This is a genomic window from Sphingobium sp. BYY-5 (assembly GCF_022758885.1).
Lineage (GTDB): Bacteria > Pseudomonadota > Alphaproteobacteria > Sphingomonadales > Sphingomonadaceae > Sphingobium.
The window spans coordinates 1,306,288-1,320,687 of record NZ_JALEBH010000001.1; the positions used below are offsets into that span (position 1 = coordinate 1,306,288).

The window sequence follows — 14,400 nt, forward strand, 5'->3', positions numbered from 1 at the left end:
GCCCAAGCATTGCGGTTTAATCGGGCTTCATCGCCCAGGGGAACGTGCATGTCGCATACAGGTTTTTCGGAATTGGTCCGCCTTTTCGGCAAGATCGGCTTGTTGAGCTTCGGCGGGCCGGCCGGGCAGATCGCGCTGATGCATCGCGAACTGGTGGAGGAACGGCGCTGGGTCGAGGAAGGGCCGTTCCTGCGCGCGCTCAATGTCTGCCACTTGCTGCCGGGGCCGGAGGCGCAGCAGCTTGCGACCTGGATCGGATGGCGGTTGCACGGCACGAAAGGCGGACTGGCGGCGGGACTGTTGTTCGTGCTGCCGGGCGCGGCTGTGATGCTGGGGCTGTCGATTCTCTACGCCTATGCCGCCGATCTGAAGCCTGTCGCCGCGCTGTTCCTGGGGATCAAGGCTGCGGTGCTGGCGATCGTCACGCAGGCGCTGATCCGCATCGGCAGGCGCGCGCTCGATACCGGATTCAAGCGGGCGCTGGCGCTCACCGCCTTCCTTGCTCTCTTCCTGTTCGCCCTGCCCTTTCCGATCGTCGTGCTGGGCGCGGCGGCGCTGGGATTTCTGCTGGCGCGGTTCAAGCCCACATGGCTGAAGGCGCATGGCGTGGCGGCGGGGAGCGCGTCGTCCGGCCCGCTGCCCTGGGGGCAGACCGTGCGGACGATCCTGCTGTGGCTGCTGATCTGGGCCGCGCCCATGGCCGCGATCCTGCTGCTGCTCGGCCCGGACCATGTCCTCTGGAAGATCGGCGCTTTCTTCTCCCAACTGGCGATCGTCACCTTTGGCGGCGCCTATGCGGTGCTGGCCTATATGGCACAGGAGGCGGTGCAGTCGATGCACTGGCTGTCGGCGGGCGAGATGACCGATGGCCTGGGGCTGGCCGAAACCACGCCGGGGCCGCTGATCCTGGTGACGCAGTTCGTCGGTTTCCTGGGCGCCTTCCGCGCACCGGCGCCTTTCCCGCCGCTGGTGGCCGGGATGCTGGGGGCGATTGTCACCTTGTGGGTTACGTTCTCGCCCTGCTTCCTCTGGATATTCGCCATGGCGCCCTGGATGGAGCGGCTGGAACATGCGCCGCGCCTGCAGGGCGCGCTCGCCGCCCTGACCGCCGCGATCGTCGGCGTGATCGCCAACCTGACGCTCTGGTTCGCGCTGCATGTACTCTTCACCCGGCAGCAGCAGGTGGAGGCCGGGGGCCTGCACCTGCTGCTGCCCGATCCGGCAAGCCTGGACTGGCGGATCGCGCTGATCGCGATCGGCGCGGGCGTGATGATCTTCCGGCTGAAACAGGGCGTCATGACGACGCTGGCCGTGGCGGCGCTGGCCGGGCTGGCGCTCACCTATCTCGGCGGTTAGGCGACGGCGTAATTTTATTACAAGGAACGGGATGGGGGACTGGACGAGCGGCGGTGGCGGATTAAGACAAGAGCCTGAAAAACATCAGGGAGTCGCCACCATGGACCGCCGCCAGTTTCTTTCCACCGCAGGGGCCGCCGCGCTCGCCACTGCTGCTCCGCGCGCGCTGGCGCAGGGTGCGGGCAATGACGATGCGCGCCTGTCGGCCGCCTTTGCCGCGATCTTCGAGCGCACGCTCGACCTGTCGCCCAGCTTCGTCACCAGCCTGGGGCTGGACAAGGGCGCGCGCGCAGGGGCGAAGAGCCAGCTCGACGACAACAGCAAGTCGGGCATGATGAAGAAGCTGGCCGCGACCCAGGCGGCGATCAAGGAACTGGACGGCTATAAGAGCGCCAGCCTGTCCGACGCGCAGCGGCTGAACCTGGAGGTGGTGCTCTATGCGCTCGACCAGCAGACGGTGGCTCCGGCGAAATTCGGCCTCAACAGCGTGCAGCGGCCCTATCGCATCTTCCAGCAGGGCGGCAGCTATTTCCAGACGCCCGATTTCCTCAATTCAAACCACACCATCAATGTGGCAGCGGATTGCGACGCCTATGTCGCCCGCCTCGACGATTTTGCCCGCAACTTGCGGACGGACACAGCGCTCCAGCGGGACGAGGCGGCGCGCGGCTATCTGGCGCCGGGCTGGTCGCTGGACCTGACGCTGGGCCAGTTGAAGAAGCTGCGCGGCCAGCCGGCGGCGGACAGCTCCATCGTCCAGTCGCTGGTCAAGCGCGCCGCCGCCAAGAGCATCGCCGGGGACTGGCAGGGTCAGGCGACCGCGATCGTGGAGAAGGCCATCTATCCCGCGCTGGACGAGCAGATTGCGGCGATCGAGGCGCTGAAGGGCAAGACGGCGGCGGGCGACGGCGTGTGGCGCACCCCGCGCGGCGACGAAATCTACGCCGCCGCGCTCAGCCAGGCGACCACCACCGACCTGAGCGCCGACCAGATCCACGCCATGGGCCTGGAGCAGGTCGCCGACCTGAGCGCGCAGCTCGACGTGATCCTGAAGGGCGCGGGCCGCGCCAACGGAACGATCGGCGAGCGGCTGGCGGCGCTCAATGTCGATCCCTCGCAACTTTATGCTGACAGCGCGGAGGGTCGCACCGCCCTTATCGCGCAATTGAATCGCGATCTCGACGCGATGAAGGCGAAACTTCCCAATGCCTTTCAAACCATTCCTGACACCCCGCTGGAAATCCGCGCGGTGCCGGTGGAGATTCAGGACGGCGCGTCGAACGGCTATTATAACCGCGCGGCGCTCGACGGGTCGCGCCCGGCCATCTACTTCATCAATCTGAAGGATGTCGGCGACTGGCCGAAATATGGCCTGCCGTCGCTGACCTATCATGAAGGCGTGCCGGGCCATCACCTCCAGATTTCTACCGCGCAAAATGCGGGCGACGTGCCGATGCTGCGCAAGACCGCCTTCATGAGCGCCTATACCGAAGGCTGGGCGCTCTATGCCGAGCAACTGGCGGACGAACTGGGCGGCTATGCGACGCCGATCGACCGGGCGGGCTATCTCCAGTCCTTCCTGTTCCGCGCGGCGCGGCTGGTGGTCGATACCGGCATCCATGCGAAGAAATGGAGCCGCGAGCAGGCGACCGACTATATGATCGAGAAGACCGGCTTCGCCCGTCCCCGCTGCCAGCGCGAGGTCGAGCGTTACTGCACCCAGCCGGGTCAGGCGACCAGCTACAAGGTCGGCCATGGCGTCTGGAGCAAGGCCCGCGCAGCGGCACAGGCGGAATTGAGGAACAGCTTCGATATCAAGCAGTTCCACGCCATTCTTGAGGAAGGCGCGATGCCGCTGTCGATGCTGGAGAAGCGCGTGGCGGCGCGGGCGAAGGCGGTGAAGGGAGCGTAAAAAATCCTCCCCTTGTAGGGGAGGTGGCTGGCCGCAGGTCAGACGGAGGGGTGTCACCTTATCGATAGGGTGACACCCCTCCACCACTTCGTGGTCCCCCTCCCCTTACAGGGGACGATGAAGGTGTCACTCGTAGCTCAAATCCTGATAACCATCGTCGGCGATGTCGGAGAAGCGGGTGATCTTGGCGTCGAACTTCATGCGGATGCGGCCGGTGGAACCGTGGCGCTGCTTGGCGATGATGACTTCGGCCAGGCCGTAGATGCGCTCCATATTCTCCTTCCACGCGGCATAGGCGGCCTCGTCGTCGGGCTTGGGCTCCCTGGCGGCTTCGTAATAATCCTCGCGGAACACGAACCAGACCATGTCGGCGTCCTGCTCGATCGAGCCGGATTCGCGCAGGTCGGAAAGCTGGGGACGCTTGTCCTCGCGCTGTTCCACCGCACGGCTGAGCTGTGACAGGGCCAAAACCGGAACATGAAGTTCCTTCGCCAAGGTTTTCAAACCACGAGAAATTTCCGAAATTTCGTTGACGCGATTCTCGTTGCCGCGCCCGGTGCCCTGCAAAAGCTGGAGATAATCGACGACGATGAAGCCGATATCATGTCGCCGCTTCAACCGGCGCGCGCGGGTGCGCAGCGCGGCGATGGTCAGGCCCGGCGTATCGTCGATGAACAGCGGCAGTTCCTGCAAGTCGCGGGCCGCGCGAGAGAGATTCTGGAAGTCCGCACGGCTGATCTTGCCCATGCGCAGCGCTTCACCGCTGATGCCCGACTGTTCGGCCAGGACGCGGGTCGCCAACTGGTCCGCCGACATTTCGAGCGAGAAAAAGGCGGTCTTCGCGCCCATATTCTTGTCCAGCGGGATGCCGTCGGCATTGTCGCGCAGCCAGCGGGACGCGGCATTATAGGCGATATTGGTCGCCAGCGACGTCTTGCCCATGCCCGGACGCCCGGCCAGGATCATCAGGTCCGAATTGTGCAGACCACCGATCTTGGCGTTGAGGCTGTTGATGCCGGTGGTGATGCCCGACACATGGCCGCCGCTGTTGAGCGCGCGTTCGGCCACCTGTACCGCCGCCGTCGACGCCATGAGGAAGCTCTTGACCGAGCCGGTCTCCCCTTCCCCCTCCGACACTTTGTAGAGCGCGACCTCGGCCGCCTCTATCTGTTCGCGGGGATTGACATCCTCGCTGGTGTCCATTGCATTTTCAACCAGTTCCCGGCCGACAGTGACAAGCTGCCTGAGCAAGGCAAGGTCGTAAATCTGGGTGGCGAAATCGCGCGCGCCGATCAAGGCCGCGCCATTGCCGGTGAGCTGCGCCAGATAGGCCGCGCCGCCCAGTTCCTTGAGCGCCGGGTCCTGTTCCAGCATGGGCTTCAGCGTCACCGGATTGGCGACCATGTCCTTGTCCAGCAGCCGCATGATCGCGTCATAGATACGGCCGTGAAGCGGCTCGAAATAATGTTCGGCCTTCAGCTTCAACTGCACGTCTTCCGCGATGCGGTTGTCGATCATGATCGCGCCCAGAAGCGCGGCTTCGGCTTCGACATTGCGCGGCAATTCGGTTCCGCCCGTCTCGGCGGCGTTGATTTTCAGCAGTTCGACCATCCACCCTTTTTCCTCTTCCGAAACGATACACGCAAGGGGTTTGGCGGAACACAACTGTGGATAAGTCCCGCTTGCTTTTCGGCGCGCACCGCCGCACTGACTGTTCGCTTGCATATGGCTGATCCGCGCATCATAGACATTCAGCTCGACCAGCGCACGATCCTGTGGCGCAACGCCGACGTCGAGCAGGAACGGCGCATCGCCATCTTCGACCTGCTGGAGGATAATCATTTCGCTCCCCAGCGTGACCATGACGACGGCTATGCCGGTCCCTACAAGGTGTTGCTGCGGGTCGAGGAAGGCCGGCTGGTGATCGAGATCAACCGGGAGGATGACAGGCCGCTGGAGGCCATCATCCTGGGCCTGGGCCGTTTCCGCCGGCCGATCCGCGACTATTTCGCCATTTGCGACAGCTATTATCAGGCGATCAGCAATGCATCGCCCCAGCAGATCGAAACGGTCGACATGGCCCGCCGCGCCATCCACAATGACGCGGCCGAACAGTTGATCGAACGGCTGGAGGGGAAGATCGCGGTCGATTTCGATACGGCGCGCCGACTTTTCACGCTCATCTGCGTGTTGCATATCAAGGGGTAAGACGATCAGGGTTGTGACTTTGGGGGGCTTGCTGGTCCGCATCGGGGCGGGACTGGCGGTGGTCGTGGCGCTGGGCCTGGCGCTGTGGCTCTATGCCTGCGCCTGGGCGCCCAGCCGTGCGCAATATCCGGTACAGGGCGTCACCGTCAGCGCCGATACCGGCCTGGTCGAATGGGGTACGCTGGCGGCGCAGGGGACGGACTTCGCCTATGTCCGCGCCACTTATGGGACCAGCCAGCGCGATCCCGCCTTCGCCGCCAACTGGCGCGGCGTGCGCACGGCGGGGATGCGCTATGGCGCGCTGATCGAATTCAGCCTCTGCCGCCAGCCGAGCGACCAGGCAACCGCCTTCATGACCACGGTGCCGCGCGACAATGCCGCGCTGCCGCCGGTGATCCGCCTGGCCTTCGACCCCGGTTGCAAGGTCCGGCCGGGGCGCGACCAGTTGCTGTCCGATCTCAACACGCTCGTCAACCTGATCGAAGGACATGCGGGGAAACCCGCGCTGCTCAACGTCAGCAAGGATTTCGACAAATCCTATGATGTCGGCTCCGGCGTCAACCGGACCTTGTGGCTGGACGGCAATTTCTTCCCGCCCGATTACGCCACGCGGCCATGGGTGATGTGGACAGCCAGCGACATGCGACATATCGACGGCGTCGACGGTCCGGTCCGATGGAATGTGGTGACGCCCTGATGTCTGAAAATGATCCAACCCAGCAACTGATCGCCGCCGCGCGCGGAGCGATGGCGAACGCCCATGCGCCCTATAGCCGCTTCGCCGTGGGCGCGGCGGTGCGCCTGACCGACGGCAGCATCGTCACCGGATGCAATTTCGAAAATGCCAGCTACGGCCTGTCGCTCTGCGCCGAAACCGTGGCGCTGGCGAGCGTCAACGCGCAGGGCCGCTTCGCCGACGTGGCGGAAATCGCCGTGGTCGGCGGCGCAATGGACGGGGTGCAGGAAGCGCTCGTCACCCCCTGCGGCCGGTGCCGCCAGATCATGAACGAGGCCGAACAGATGGCGGGCCGTACCCTCGCCATCTATTGCGCCACCCCCAGCGGCGATCGCTTGCTTGATCTGCGCGTCGCCGACCTCCTCCCCCATGCCTTCGGTCCGGCGGACCTGGGCATCGGCCCCACGAAAAAGAGCTGAGACCCCATGGCCATTCTTTCCGACAAGTGGATTCGCGAACAGGCACTTTCGACCGGCATGATCGAACCGTTCGTGGAAAGCCAGAAGCGCGAGGGTTGCATCAGCTACGGCCTGTCCTCCTACGGCTATGACGCGCGGGTGGCGGATGAATTCAAGATCTTCACCAATATCGACAGCGCGGTGGTGGATCCCAAGGATTTCAACGCCAACAGCTTCGTCGACCGCAAGACCGACTGCTGCATCATCCCGCCCAACAGCTTTGCGCTGGCCCGGACGGTCGAATATTTCCGCGTGCCGCGCGACGTGCTGGTCATCTGCCTCGGCAAATCCACCTATGCGCGCTGTGGCATCATCGTCAATGTGACGCCGCTGGAGCCGGGCTGGGAGGGGCATGTGACGCTGGAATTTTCCAACACGACGCCGCTGCCCGCCAAAATCTACGCCAATGAAGGCGCGTGCCAGTTCCTGTTCCTCCAGGGCAATGAGCCGTGCGAGGTCAGCTATGCCGACCGGGCGGGCAAATATATGGGCCAGCAGGGAGTGACTCTGCCCCGCCTGTGATGCCAAACTGGTTAATATGAGCTTCTGGCGCATCCGAAAGCGGCCGGACATCCAGGCCGCCGGTCGTTCCTCCCCTGATCTGGGCGAGGATATACGCGTCTATGCGGTCGGCGATATCCATGGGCGGCTGGACCTGCTGGAGCAATTGCTGCGGCTGATCGCCGACGACAGAGCGGTGCGGGAACCGATGCCCGCGCGCATCCTCTTCCTGGGCGACCTGGTGGATCGCGGCCCCTCCTCGCGCCAGGTGGTCGATCGGGTGATGGCGCTCGTGGGACAGGGGGATGCGCTCTGCCTCAAGGGCAATCATGAGGAATTGTTCGTCCATGCGGCCTGTGGTGATATGCGCGTCCTGCCAGTCTTCCGCCGGGTGGGCGGCGCGCAGACGCTGGAGAGCTACGGATTGGCGCCCCGCCTGTTTCACGCGATGAGGGATGAGGAGGCCAGCGAATGGATGCTGGCCCATATCCCGCGCAGCCATGTCGATTTCCTGGACATGCTGCCCGACAGTCTGGAGATGGGCGATTATCTGTTCGTCCATGCCGGCATCCGTCCCGGCGTGGCGATCGTCGATCAGGCCCCGGCCGACCTGCGCTGGATCAGGCGCGAATTTCTGGCCTATGACCGCCCACATCCGAAGATGATCGTACACGGCCACAACATCGCCGTCGAAATCGACGAGCGCCCCAATCGCATCGGCATCGACACCGGCGCCTATATTTCGGGACGCCTGACTGCCATCGGCCTGGAGCGCACCGATCGCTGGTTCCTGCAGACCAGCATCTAATTTTTGCGCCGCAGCATAATATAGCGCCGCCGCCAAATGAGACGCGCCCTGCACTTCTCATAGCCTTATCAGTAACATTTTATGTCGTAGCACTGTCATCTGCGGTAGCGGAATGACGAGATAGCTTCGTTGCAGGCAATAGAGTGACATAAAGGTCGCCACATCAGGGGAACGGACAATGGATATTCGTCATGCCATGGCGGGGGCCGCCCTCGCCATATGCCTTGTTTCGCCTACTCAACTTCTCGCAGCCGCAACAACAGACGCGACATTGGTCCAGCGGCACAAGTTCGACATCCATATCCAGCCGCTGAGCGGCGCGCTGCGACAGCTTTCCGCGCAGTCGGGCGTGCGCATCCTCTTTCCCTATGATGAGGTTGCGGCCATCCGCAGCCGCCATGTGCAAGGCTGGATGTCCACGAAGGAGGCGCTGGCGCGCCTGCTGGCGGGAACCAACCTCTCCTCCGCCCCCGCCGGCGCCGGCGTGATCGCGCTGGCTTCCCCCGCCAATCGCAGCATTGCGCGCCGCAGCCCGCTGGCCCTGCAATATGCCCAGGCGAACATTGCGGGCGCCGAAACGCTGACCATGGCCCCTGCCCCGGAGCCGGTCGAGGATTCCACGCCGATCATCGTCACCGGCACCCGCACCACCACCCGCACCGTCGCCGAAAGCCTGGCGCCGATCGACGTGCTGGGCGCCAAGGATCTGGAAACCAGCGGCAAGCAGTCGGTGCGCGACCTGCTCGGCACGCTGGTCCCGTCGATCAACGTGTCGAACAACGGCGCGGGCGCGAGCTGGGCAGTGCGCACCCTGTCGCTGCGTGGCCTTGGCGGCGACCAGTTGCTGGTGCTGGTCAACGGCAAGCGGCGGCACAACACGGCCACCCTCTTCATCAACGGATCGGTCCAGAACGGCCAGTCGCCGCCGGACCTGGACCTGATCCCCGGCAACGCCATCCAGCGGATCGAGGTGCTGCGCGACGGCGCGTCGGCGCAATATGGGTCCGACGCGATCGCCGGCGTGGTCAACGTCATCCTGAAGAACGACACGTCCGGCGGCGCGGCGCTGACCATGGGAAGCACCGCCGACAATGGCGGCTGGCAGGGCCGGTGGCAGGTCGACAAGGGATTTTCGATCGGCCCGGACGGCGGCTATATCCACCTGTCGGCCGACGGCGCGCTACAGGATAATACGATCACCAAGAGCAGCCCGATCACCGGGCAATTCTACCCCACAGGCGACCCGCGCAACGCCGATCCCGACCGCATCCGCGCCAAATATGGCCAGCCGCAGGTGATCGGCGGCAATGTCGGCTATGACGCCATGATCCCGGTGGGCGACGCGCTGGAACTCTACAGCTTCGGCACCTATTCCAAGCGCCATGCCGCCGGCTGGCTGACCTACCGCACGCCCGCCGCGCTCAACAATATCTACGAACTTTATCCGGAGGGCTATATCCCGCGCATCCACGTCTATGACGAGGATTTCCAGGTCGCGGGCGGCCTGCGCGGCGAAGTGGGCGGCGGAGTCCATTTCGACTTATCCACAACTTATGCACAGGATGCGGTCAAATATTCGCAGACCACTTCGCTCAACCCGTCCATGGGCACGGCCAGCCCGACGCGCTTCTACCTGGGCAAGATCCGCTTCGACGAATGGACCAGCAATCTGGACCTGAGCAAGGAGCTCGACGTCGGACTGGCCGGACCGCTCGCGCTGGCGGTGGGCGCAGAATATAAGAAGAACTGGTTCCTGATCGGCCAGGGCGACCCGGAATCCTATATCGACGGCCGCTATCGATCGCCCGCCGGCACATGGTTGGCAGGCCAGGTTCGCACCGGCGTCGGATCGCAGGGCGTCACCGGCTTCCTGCCCGAAGGATCGGGCGAATGGAGCCGCGACAATTGGAGCGCCTACGTCAACCTGGAAGGCAAGATCGTCGAGGGCCTGGAATTCGGCCTGGCCGGGCGGCATGAGGATTATTCGGATTTCGGCACCACCGACACCGGCAAGGCGTCGATCCGCATCGAACCGACGCGGGGCTTCGCCATTCGCGGCACCGCCAGCACCGGTTTCCGCGCGCCCACGCTGCAACAGCAGCATTATGCGTCGTCCTCCACGATCAACGTGCCGGTGAACGGCGTCAACCAGTTGCTGCCGGTGCAAGCGTTGCCGGTGGACGGCATCGCCGCCCGCGCGCTGGGGGCTGTGTCGCTCAAGCCGGAAAAATCCACCAACTTCTCGGCCGGTATCGTCCTCACGCCCGCGCCGAACCTGAACCTCACGGTCGACGCCTATCAGATCAAGATCAGGGACCGCATCCTGCTGAGCGAGACGCTGAGCGGCACCGTGGTCATGAACGCGCTGGCCGCAGCGGGCATTCAGGGCGTTGCGGGCGGCCTCATCTTCTCCAACGCCGCCGACACGCGCACGCGCGGCCTGGACATCGTCAGCACCTATCGCGCGGGGCTGGGCGGCATGGGGACAGCGACGTTCAGCCTGTCAGCCAACTTCAACAAGACCATCTTCACCCATATCGACCCGGTGCCAAGCGTGATCGCCGCATCAGGCCTAGCGCTGATCGGTCGCGCCAAGATCGGCGATCTGTCGGAAGGCACGCCGCGCAACAAGTTCATCGCCAACATCCTGTGGGAAAAGGATGATTTCAACCTGAACCTGCGCGCCACCCGCTTCGGCAAGATTACCCAACGGGCCAGCGCCCGCGTCTATCACACCAGCGACTATGCCGCCTGCACCGCCGGCAGCGCGGGCTGCACGCTCGACTATGTGGACGAGGTGCTGAACCCCAAGACGATCCTCGACCTGGAAGTCGGTTACAAGCTGGCCAAGGGCGTCAAGCTCTCGGTCGGCGCGAACAACCTACTCAACACCTATCCCAACAAGCTGAAACCGGTGAACCGCACCGCAGGCAGCCTCTACAACGCCTATGCCCCCTACGGCATCAGCGGCGGCTTCTATTATGGCCGGTTCAACCTGGAATTTTAAGGGACTGATCCAGGGACGCCCCCGTTCGTTTCGAGTGAAGTCGAGAAATATTGAGCGCCATATCAGTGCTTCTCGACTTCGCTCGATGCGAACATATGTTTGATATCTACTCCCTCAGCTCAACGCCACCCCGCAGCCTGCGCCGCCTTTTCCCCGGCGGCGTCTACCGGTGCACCGTCGATCAGCGTATCCACCGTCGCCATCACCCGCGCATCCGCCGATGATGCCTGCCGATAGTCCGTGCTTTGTCCGGCGCCGGGCAAAGCCTGCTGCACCTGCCAGCTTTCGCCATCGCGGCAGGCGACGCCCGCGACCATACCCTCAAAGCTGCGGCACCAGCCGCCGCCCTTGCGCCTGAAACTCAAACCCATGCGGATCGGCGCGCCGTCCTGTGCCGAGGCCAGTTGGCTATCGAGCGCGTCGGCGAGCGCACCTCGCGCCACCATGACGCCATCGTGCATCCCGATCAGCCCGGCTTCACCGCCCGACATGCGCCCGATGCCAAGGCCCAATACCAGGCTGGCCGCGACCGCGCCGCCCATCGCCCAGTTCCGCCAGCGCGCAACCGGCCGAACCATCGGCGTCACCTTCGCGCTGTCCTCCAGCAGCGCGCGCAGCCGTTCCGGCACAGGCTCTTCCGCCACCGGGCCATAATGGCCGGACAGGCGCGCGCGCAGCCGCCGGTGCGCCTCCACCCGTGTGGCAAGCGCCGGATCGTCCGCCACGGCTCGCTCAACGCGGCGACGGTTCACCTCGTCCAGTTCGCCGTCGACCAGCGCGATCAGCATCGCTTCATCGATCCCGCTCATGCCGCTTCTCCCATCATTTCGATCAGCGCGCCGCGCCCGCGCACCAGCCGTGACGTCAATGTCCCCATCGGTATGCCCAACGCCTCCGCCGCTTCCTTGTAGGACAGCCCCTCTACCAGAACGAGCGCGATCGCTTCACGCTGTTCCAGGGGCAGGGCCTGCATCGCCTGGTCGACATCGGACAGAGCGATATGCGCCTCCATATCGCGATCGCCGGCATATCCCACGGTCGCTCCCGCCTCTTCCGGCGCGAAAGTCTTCCCCGCGCGTTGCCGCGCGCGTGCCTCGTCGATCCAAAGGTTGCGCATGATCCGGTACATCCAACTGTCCAGACGGGTGCCCGCTTGCCACTGGTCGCGTGCCTTGAGCGCCCGTTCCACCGCCGCCTGGCACAGATCGTCGCCATCGGCGCGATCCCGCGACAGGCTGGCGGCGAAACGCCGCAGCCGGGGCAGGATCGCCAGTAGGTCGCGCTCGAACGACATCAGGTCTCCGTCTCTTGTTCCAGGGATGAAACGCATCGGCCCGGCCGTTTCATCCCTGACGAAGAGAAGACAGATGGAAATTTTTTCGCAATGGATCATCTTGCAGGCGAAAGGACCGGTGAGACGGAAATGAAGCTGACGCGCCCCTGGATGATCGCCGGGCTGATCCTGATCGCACCGGGCGCGCAGGCACAGTTGCTGCCCCAGGTCGGCCAGGTCGTGCCCGATCTGCTCGACCGGGTGGAAGGCGCGATCGACGCGACCGGGCTGGATCGCTTGTCCCCCACCCGCCTGGCCGACCGGCTGGCGGCGGCGCGCGCCACGCGCATCACCGACCTGCTGCGCCAACATGGCGACCGGATCGAACTGGACGACCGGCGCGAACCCGCCCGGCGCGGCCTCATCCTGCTGACCGGCGCGGATGCCGCCACGCTGACTATGTTACGCGCCGCCGGTTATGGCGTGGCAGGCGAGATGGTCGAGGGGCTGGACCTGGTCATAACACGGCTCACCCCGCCCAAAGGCCGCAACCTGGCCAGGGCGCTGCGCGAGGTGCGCAGGATCGCCCCGCACGCGCAGGCGAGCGCGGACAATCTGTATTTCCCAAGTGGGCCGACGCTGGCGCTTTCCGCAAGCGCATTGGCCGATGGCCGGATCGAAGGACGCGCGGCCGGCCTGATCGACGGTGGCGTGGCGCGCCATCCTTCGCTTACCGGCCCGGTCGGACAGCGCGGTTTTGCCGATGGCGCGCCCCGCGCCAGCGCCCATGGCACCGCCGTCGCCTCGCTCATCAGCGGCGACGGCATGGTTCGGGGCGCGGCGCCGGGCACGCCGCTGCTGGTCGCCGATGTCTATGGCAATGATCCGGCGGGCGGCAGCGCCTTCGCGATCGTGCGCGCGCTGGGCTGGATGGCGGCGCGCGGGGTGCGCGTAGTGACGATCAGTCTGGTCGGCCCGGCCAATCCGCTGCTGGACGGCGCGATCCGTCTGGCGCGGGACAAGGGCGTCATGCTGGTTGCAGCGGTGGGCAATGACGGTCCCGCCGCCCCACCCGCCTATCCCGCCTCCTATCCCGACGTCGTCGCCGTCACCGGCGTGGATGGTCGTGGCCGCCTTCTCCCCGAAGCCGGGCGCGCGCTCCACGTCGATTTCGCCGCGCCGGGCGCGGACATGCAGGCCGCAACCATGACCGGCGGCAAGGGCGCGGTGCGCGGCACCAGCTTCGCCGCCCCGCTGGTCGCCGGCCGCCTCTTCATGCGCGGCAGCCTGGACGCCCTGCGCACCGAAGCGGCAAAAGGAAAACCGCCGCTCATCTGCAAAGATTGCAGAAATAATGAATGAGTTTCAATACCTTGTAAAATTTTTTTACCTTCGGGATGAAAGCTCCACCTCCTTCCGTTCTCCTTGCATCGCATCGACACGCATCAAGGAGACACGCGATGAAGACGATATTTCTGATTGCCGCCACCTGCCTCACTGCACTGACGACAGTCCCCGCTTCGGCCCAGTTACTAGGCGGCGGAGGCCTTGGCGGCGCGCTGGGTGGCACGATGGGTGGCCTGGGTGGATCGCTGGGCGGCACGCTCGGCGGTTCGGGTAGCCTCGATCGCAGCATGGACCTGGACAATGGCCGCGTCAGCGCCAGCGGATCGCGCCGTGGCCGCGCTTCCGCGGAAGGAACGACAAGCCGCAACGGCAAGACGCACGGCGCTTCAGGTTCCGCCGATGGATCGGCCAGCAGCGCCCTGGCGGTCGACACGCTGGGTGTCAGCGACGCCCGCAACGCCGTGGGCAATGTCCGCGACCGGGCGAGCGATAGCGTCGGCGCAGCGCAGGAACGGGTTGCCACCACCGCCGCGAGTGCGCGTGATCGGGCCGATAGCGTGGCGAGCGCCACCCGCGACCGCGCCTCCTATGCCGCCAACCAGGCCGGATCGGCTGCGGGCAATGCCGCCGGCCGTGCTACAGGCGCGCTCGACAACGCCGCCTCGATCGATGCCAGCGGACAGGTTTCGGGGCAGGCCCAGGGCGCGACGTCCTCGTCACCCTCCACCCCGGATCAGGCGAATAACTGACCCCCGCGCCATTGCCTGAATGGACCGGCGATCCTTTCATTATCA

General features: G+C 65.1%; 13 protein-coding genes. 10 read left to right on the plus strand and 3 right to left on the minus strand.

From position 1 onward, the window contains the following. Positions 1-48: 48 nt before the first annotated feature. Both chrA and MOK15_RS06205 read left to right on the plus strand, forming a co-directional pair. Positions 49-1,356 (plus strand): chromate efflux transporter, encoded by a 1,308-nt coding sequence (chrA, locus tag MOK15_RS06200; RefSeq protein WP_242930797.1) that lies wholly within the window; start codon positions 49-51, stop codon positions 1,354-1,356. 100 nt (positions 1,357-1,456) lie between these two features. Beyond that, positions 1,457-3,268 (plus strand): DUF885 domain-containing protein, encoded by a 1,812-nt coding sequence (locus MOK15_RS06205; RefSeq protein ID WP_242930798.1) that lies wholly within the window; start codon positions 1,457-1,459, stop codon positions 3,266-3,268. 126 nt (positions 3,269-3,394) lie between these two features. Here MOK15_RS06205 and MOK15_RS06210 read toward each other — a convergent pair whose 3' ends face one another. Next, positions 3,395-4,879, minus strand: a complete 1,485-nt coding sequence (locus MOK15_RS06210; RefSeq protein WP_242930799.1) for a replicative DNA helicase — start codon at positions 4,877-4,879, stop codon at positions 3,395-3,397. 114 nt (positions 4,880-4,993) lie between these two features. On the opposite strand from MOK15_RS06210, the gene MOK15_RS06215 reads away from it, so the two are divergent. The 6 genes from MOK15_RS06215 to MOK15_RS06240 all read left to right on the plus strand — a co-directional run bounded on the left by MOK15_RS06215 (position 4,994) and on the right by MOK15_RS06240 (position 10,986). Next, complete coding sequence (locus MOK15_RS06215) at positions 4,994-5,476, plus strand: UPF0262 family protein (protein WP_242930800.1); 483 nt, start codon at positions 4,994-4,996, stop codon at positions 5,474-5,476. A gap of 28 nt (positions 5,477-5,504) precedes the next feature. Next, positions 5,505-6,173 carry a GH25 family lysozyme gene (locus MOK15_RS06220; protein WP_242932651.1) on the plus strand — a complete coding sequence of 223 codons (669 nt, stop codon included), beginning with the start codon at positions 5,505-5,507 and terminating at the stop codon, positions 6,171-6,173. Further along, positions 6,173-6,631: a cytidine deaminase gene (locus tag MOK15_RS06225; protein ID WP_242930801.1), complete on the plus strand. Its 459-nt coding sequence runs from the start codon at positions 6,173-6,175 to the stop codon at positions 6,629-6,631. The genes MOK15_RS06220 and MOK15_RS06225 overlap by 1 nt, the downstream gene beginning before the upstream one ends. A 6-nt stretch (positions 6,632-6,637) precedes the next feature. Next, entirely contained in the window at positions 6,638-7,192 is a 555-nt protein-coding gene (gene dcd / locus MOK15_RS06230; protein WP_242930802.1) for a dCTP deaminase, read from the plus strand. A gap of 16 nt (positions 7,193-7,208) precedes the next feature. Next, positions 7,209-7,979, plus strand: coding sequence for a metallophosphoesterase (locus MOK15_RS06235; protein WP_242930803.1), 771 nt, complete (start codon positions 7,209-7,211; stop codon positions 7,977-7,979). Positions 7,980-8,157: 178 nt separating this feature from the next. Further along, positions 8,158-10,986: a TonB-dependent receptor gene (locus tag MOK15_RS06240; protein WP_242930804.1), complete on the plus strand. Its 2,829-nt coding sequence runs from the start codon at positions 8,158-8,160 to the stop codon at positions 10,984-10,986. Between the two features lie 119 nt (positions 10,987-11,105). Here MOK15_RS06240 and MOK15_RS06245 read toward each other — a convergent pair whose 3' ends face one another. Together MOK15_RS06245 and MOK15_RS06250 are read right to left on the minus strand one after the other, a co-directional pair. Continuing rightward, positions 11,106-11,795, minus strand: a complete 690-nt coding sequence (locus tag MOK15_RS06245) for an anti-sigma factor (protein ID WP_242930805.1) — start codon at positions 11,793-11,795, stop codon at positions 11,106-11,108. After that, on the minus strand, positions 11,792-12,280 hold the full coding sequence (locus tag MOK15_RS06250; protein ID WP_242930806.1) for an RNA polymerase sigma factor: 489 nt from the start codon (positions 12,278-12,280) through the stop codon (positions 11,792-11,794). The genes MOK15_RS06245 and MOK15_RS06250 overlap by 4 nt, the downstream gene beginning before the upstream one ends. Positions 12,281-12,370: 90 nt before the next feature. Here MOK15_RS06250 and MOK15_RS06255 point away from each other — a divergent pair, with 90 nt between their 5' ends. Both MOK15_RS06255 and MOK15_RS06260 read left to right on the plus strand, forming a co-directional pair. Further along, on the plus strand, positions 12,371-13,621 hold the full coding sequence (locus tag MOK15_RS06255; RefSeq protein WP_242930807.1) for a S8 family serine peptidase: 1,251 nt from the start codon (positions 12,371-12,373) through the stop codon (positions 13,619-13,621). A 98-nt stretch (positions 13,622-13,719) separates the two neighbouring features. Beyond that, positions 13,720-14,355: a hypothetical protein gene (locus MOK15_RS06260; RefSeq protein ID WP_242930808.1), complete on the plus strand. Its 636-nt coding sequence runs from the start codon at positions 13,720-13,722 to the stop codon at positions 14,353-14,355. Positions 14,356-14,400 lie beyond the last annotated feature (45 nt).

Excerpts from the sequence above, each read along its gene's own strand:
- MOK15_RS06260 (WP_242930808.1), top strand. The coding sequence starts at position 13,720 with ATGAAGACGATATTTCTGATTGCCGCCACCTGCCTCACTGCACTGACG.
- MOK15_RS06225 (WP_242930801.1), top strand. The coding sequence starts at position 6,173 with ATGTCTGAAAATGATCCAACCCAGCAACTGATCGCCGCCGCGCGCGGA.
- MOK15_RS06215 (WP_242930800.1), top strand. The coding sequence starts at position 4,994 with ATGGCTGATCCGCGCATCATAGACATTCAGCTCGACCAGCGCACGATC.
- MOK15_RS06235 (WP_242930803.1), top strand. The coding sequence starts at position 7,209 with ATGAGCTTCTGGCGCATCCGAAAGCGGCCGGACATCCAGGCCGCCGGT.
- dcd (WP_242930802.1), top strand. The coding sequence starts at position 6,638 with ATGGCCATTCTTTCCGACAAGTGGATTCGCGAACAGGCACTTTCGACC.
- MOK15_RS06210 (WP_242930799.1), bottom strand. The coding sequence starts at position 4,879 with ATGGTCGAACTGCTGAAAATCAACGCCGCCGAGACGGGCGGAACCGAA.
- MOK15_RS06240 (WP_242930804.1), top strand. The coding sequence starts at position 8,158 with ATGGATATTCGTCATGCCATGGCGGGGGCCGCCCTCGCCATATGCCTT.
- MOK15_RS06255 (WP_242930807.1), top strand. The coding sequence starts at position 12,371 with ATGGATCATCTTGCAGGCGAAAGGACCGGTGAGACGGAAATGAAGCTG.
- chrA (WP_242930797.1), top strand. The coding sequence starts at position 49 with ATGTCGCATACAGGTTTTTCGGAATTGGTCCGCCTTTTCGGCAAGATC.
- MOK15_RS06205 (WP_242930798.1), top strand. The coding sequence starts at position 1,457 with ATGGACCGCCGCCAGTTTCTTTCCACCGCAGGGGCCGCCGCGCTCGCC.
- MOK15_RS06245 (WP_242930805.1), bottom strand. The coding sequence starts at position 11,795 with ATGAGCGGGATCGATGAAGCGATGCTGATCGCGCTGGTCGACGGCGAA.
- MOK15_RS06250 (WP_242930806.1), bottom strand. The coding sequence starts at position 12,280 with ATGTCGTTCGAGCGCGACCTACTGGCGATCCTGCCCCGGCTGCGGCGT.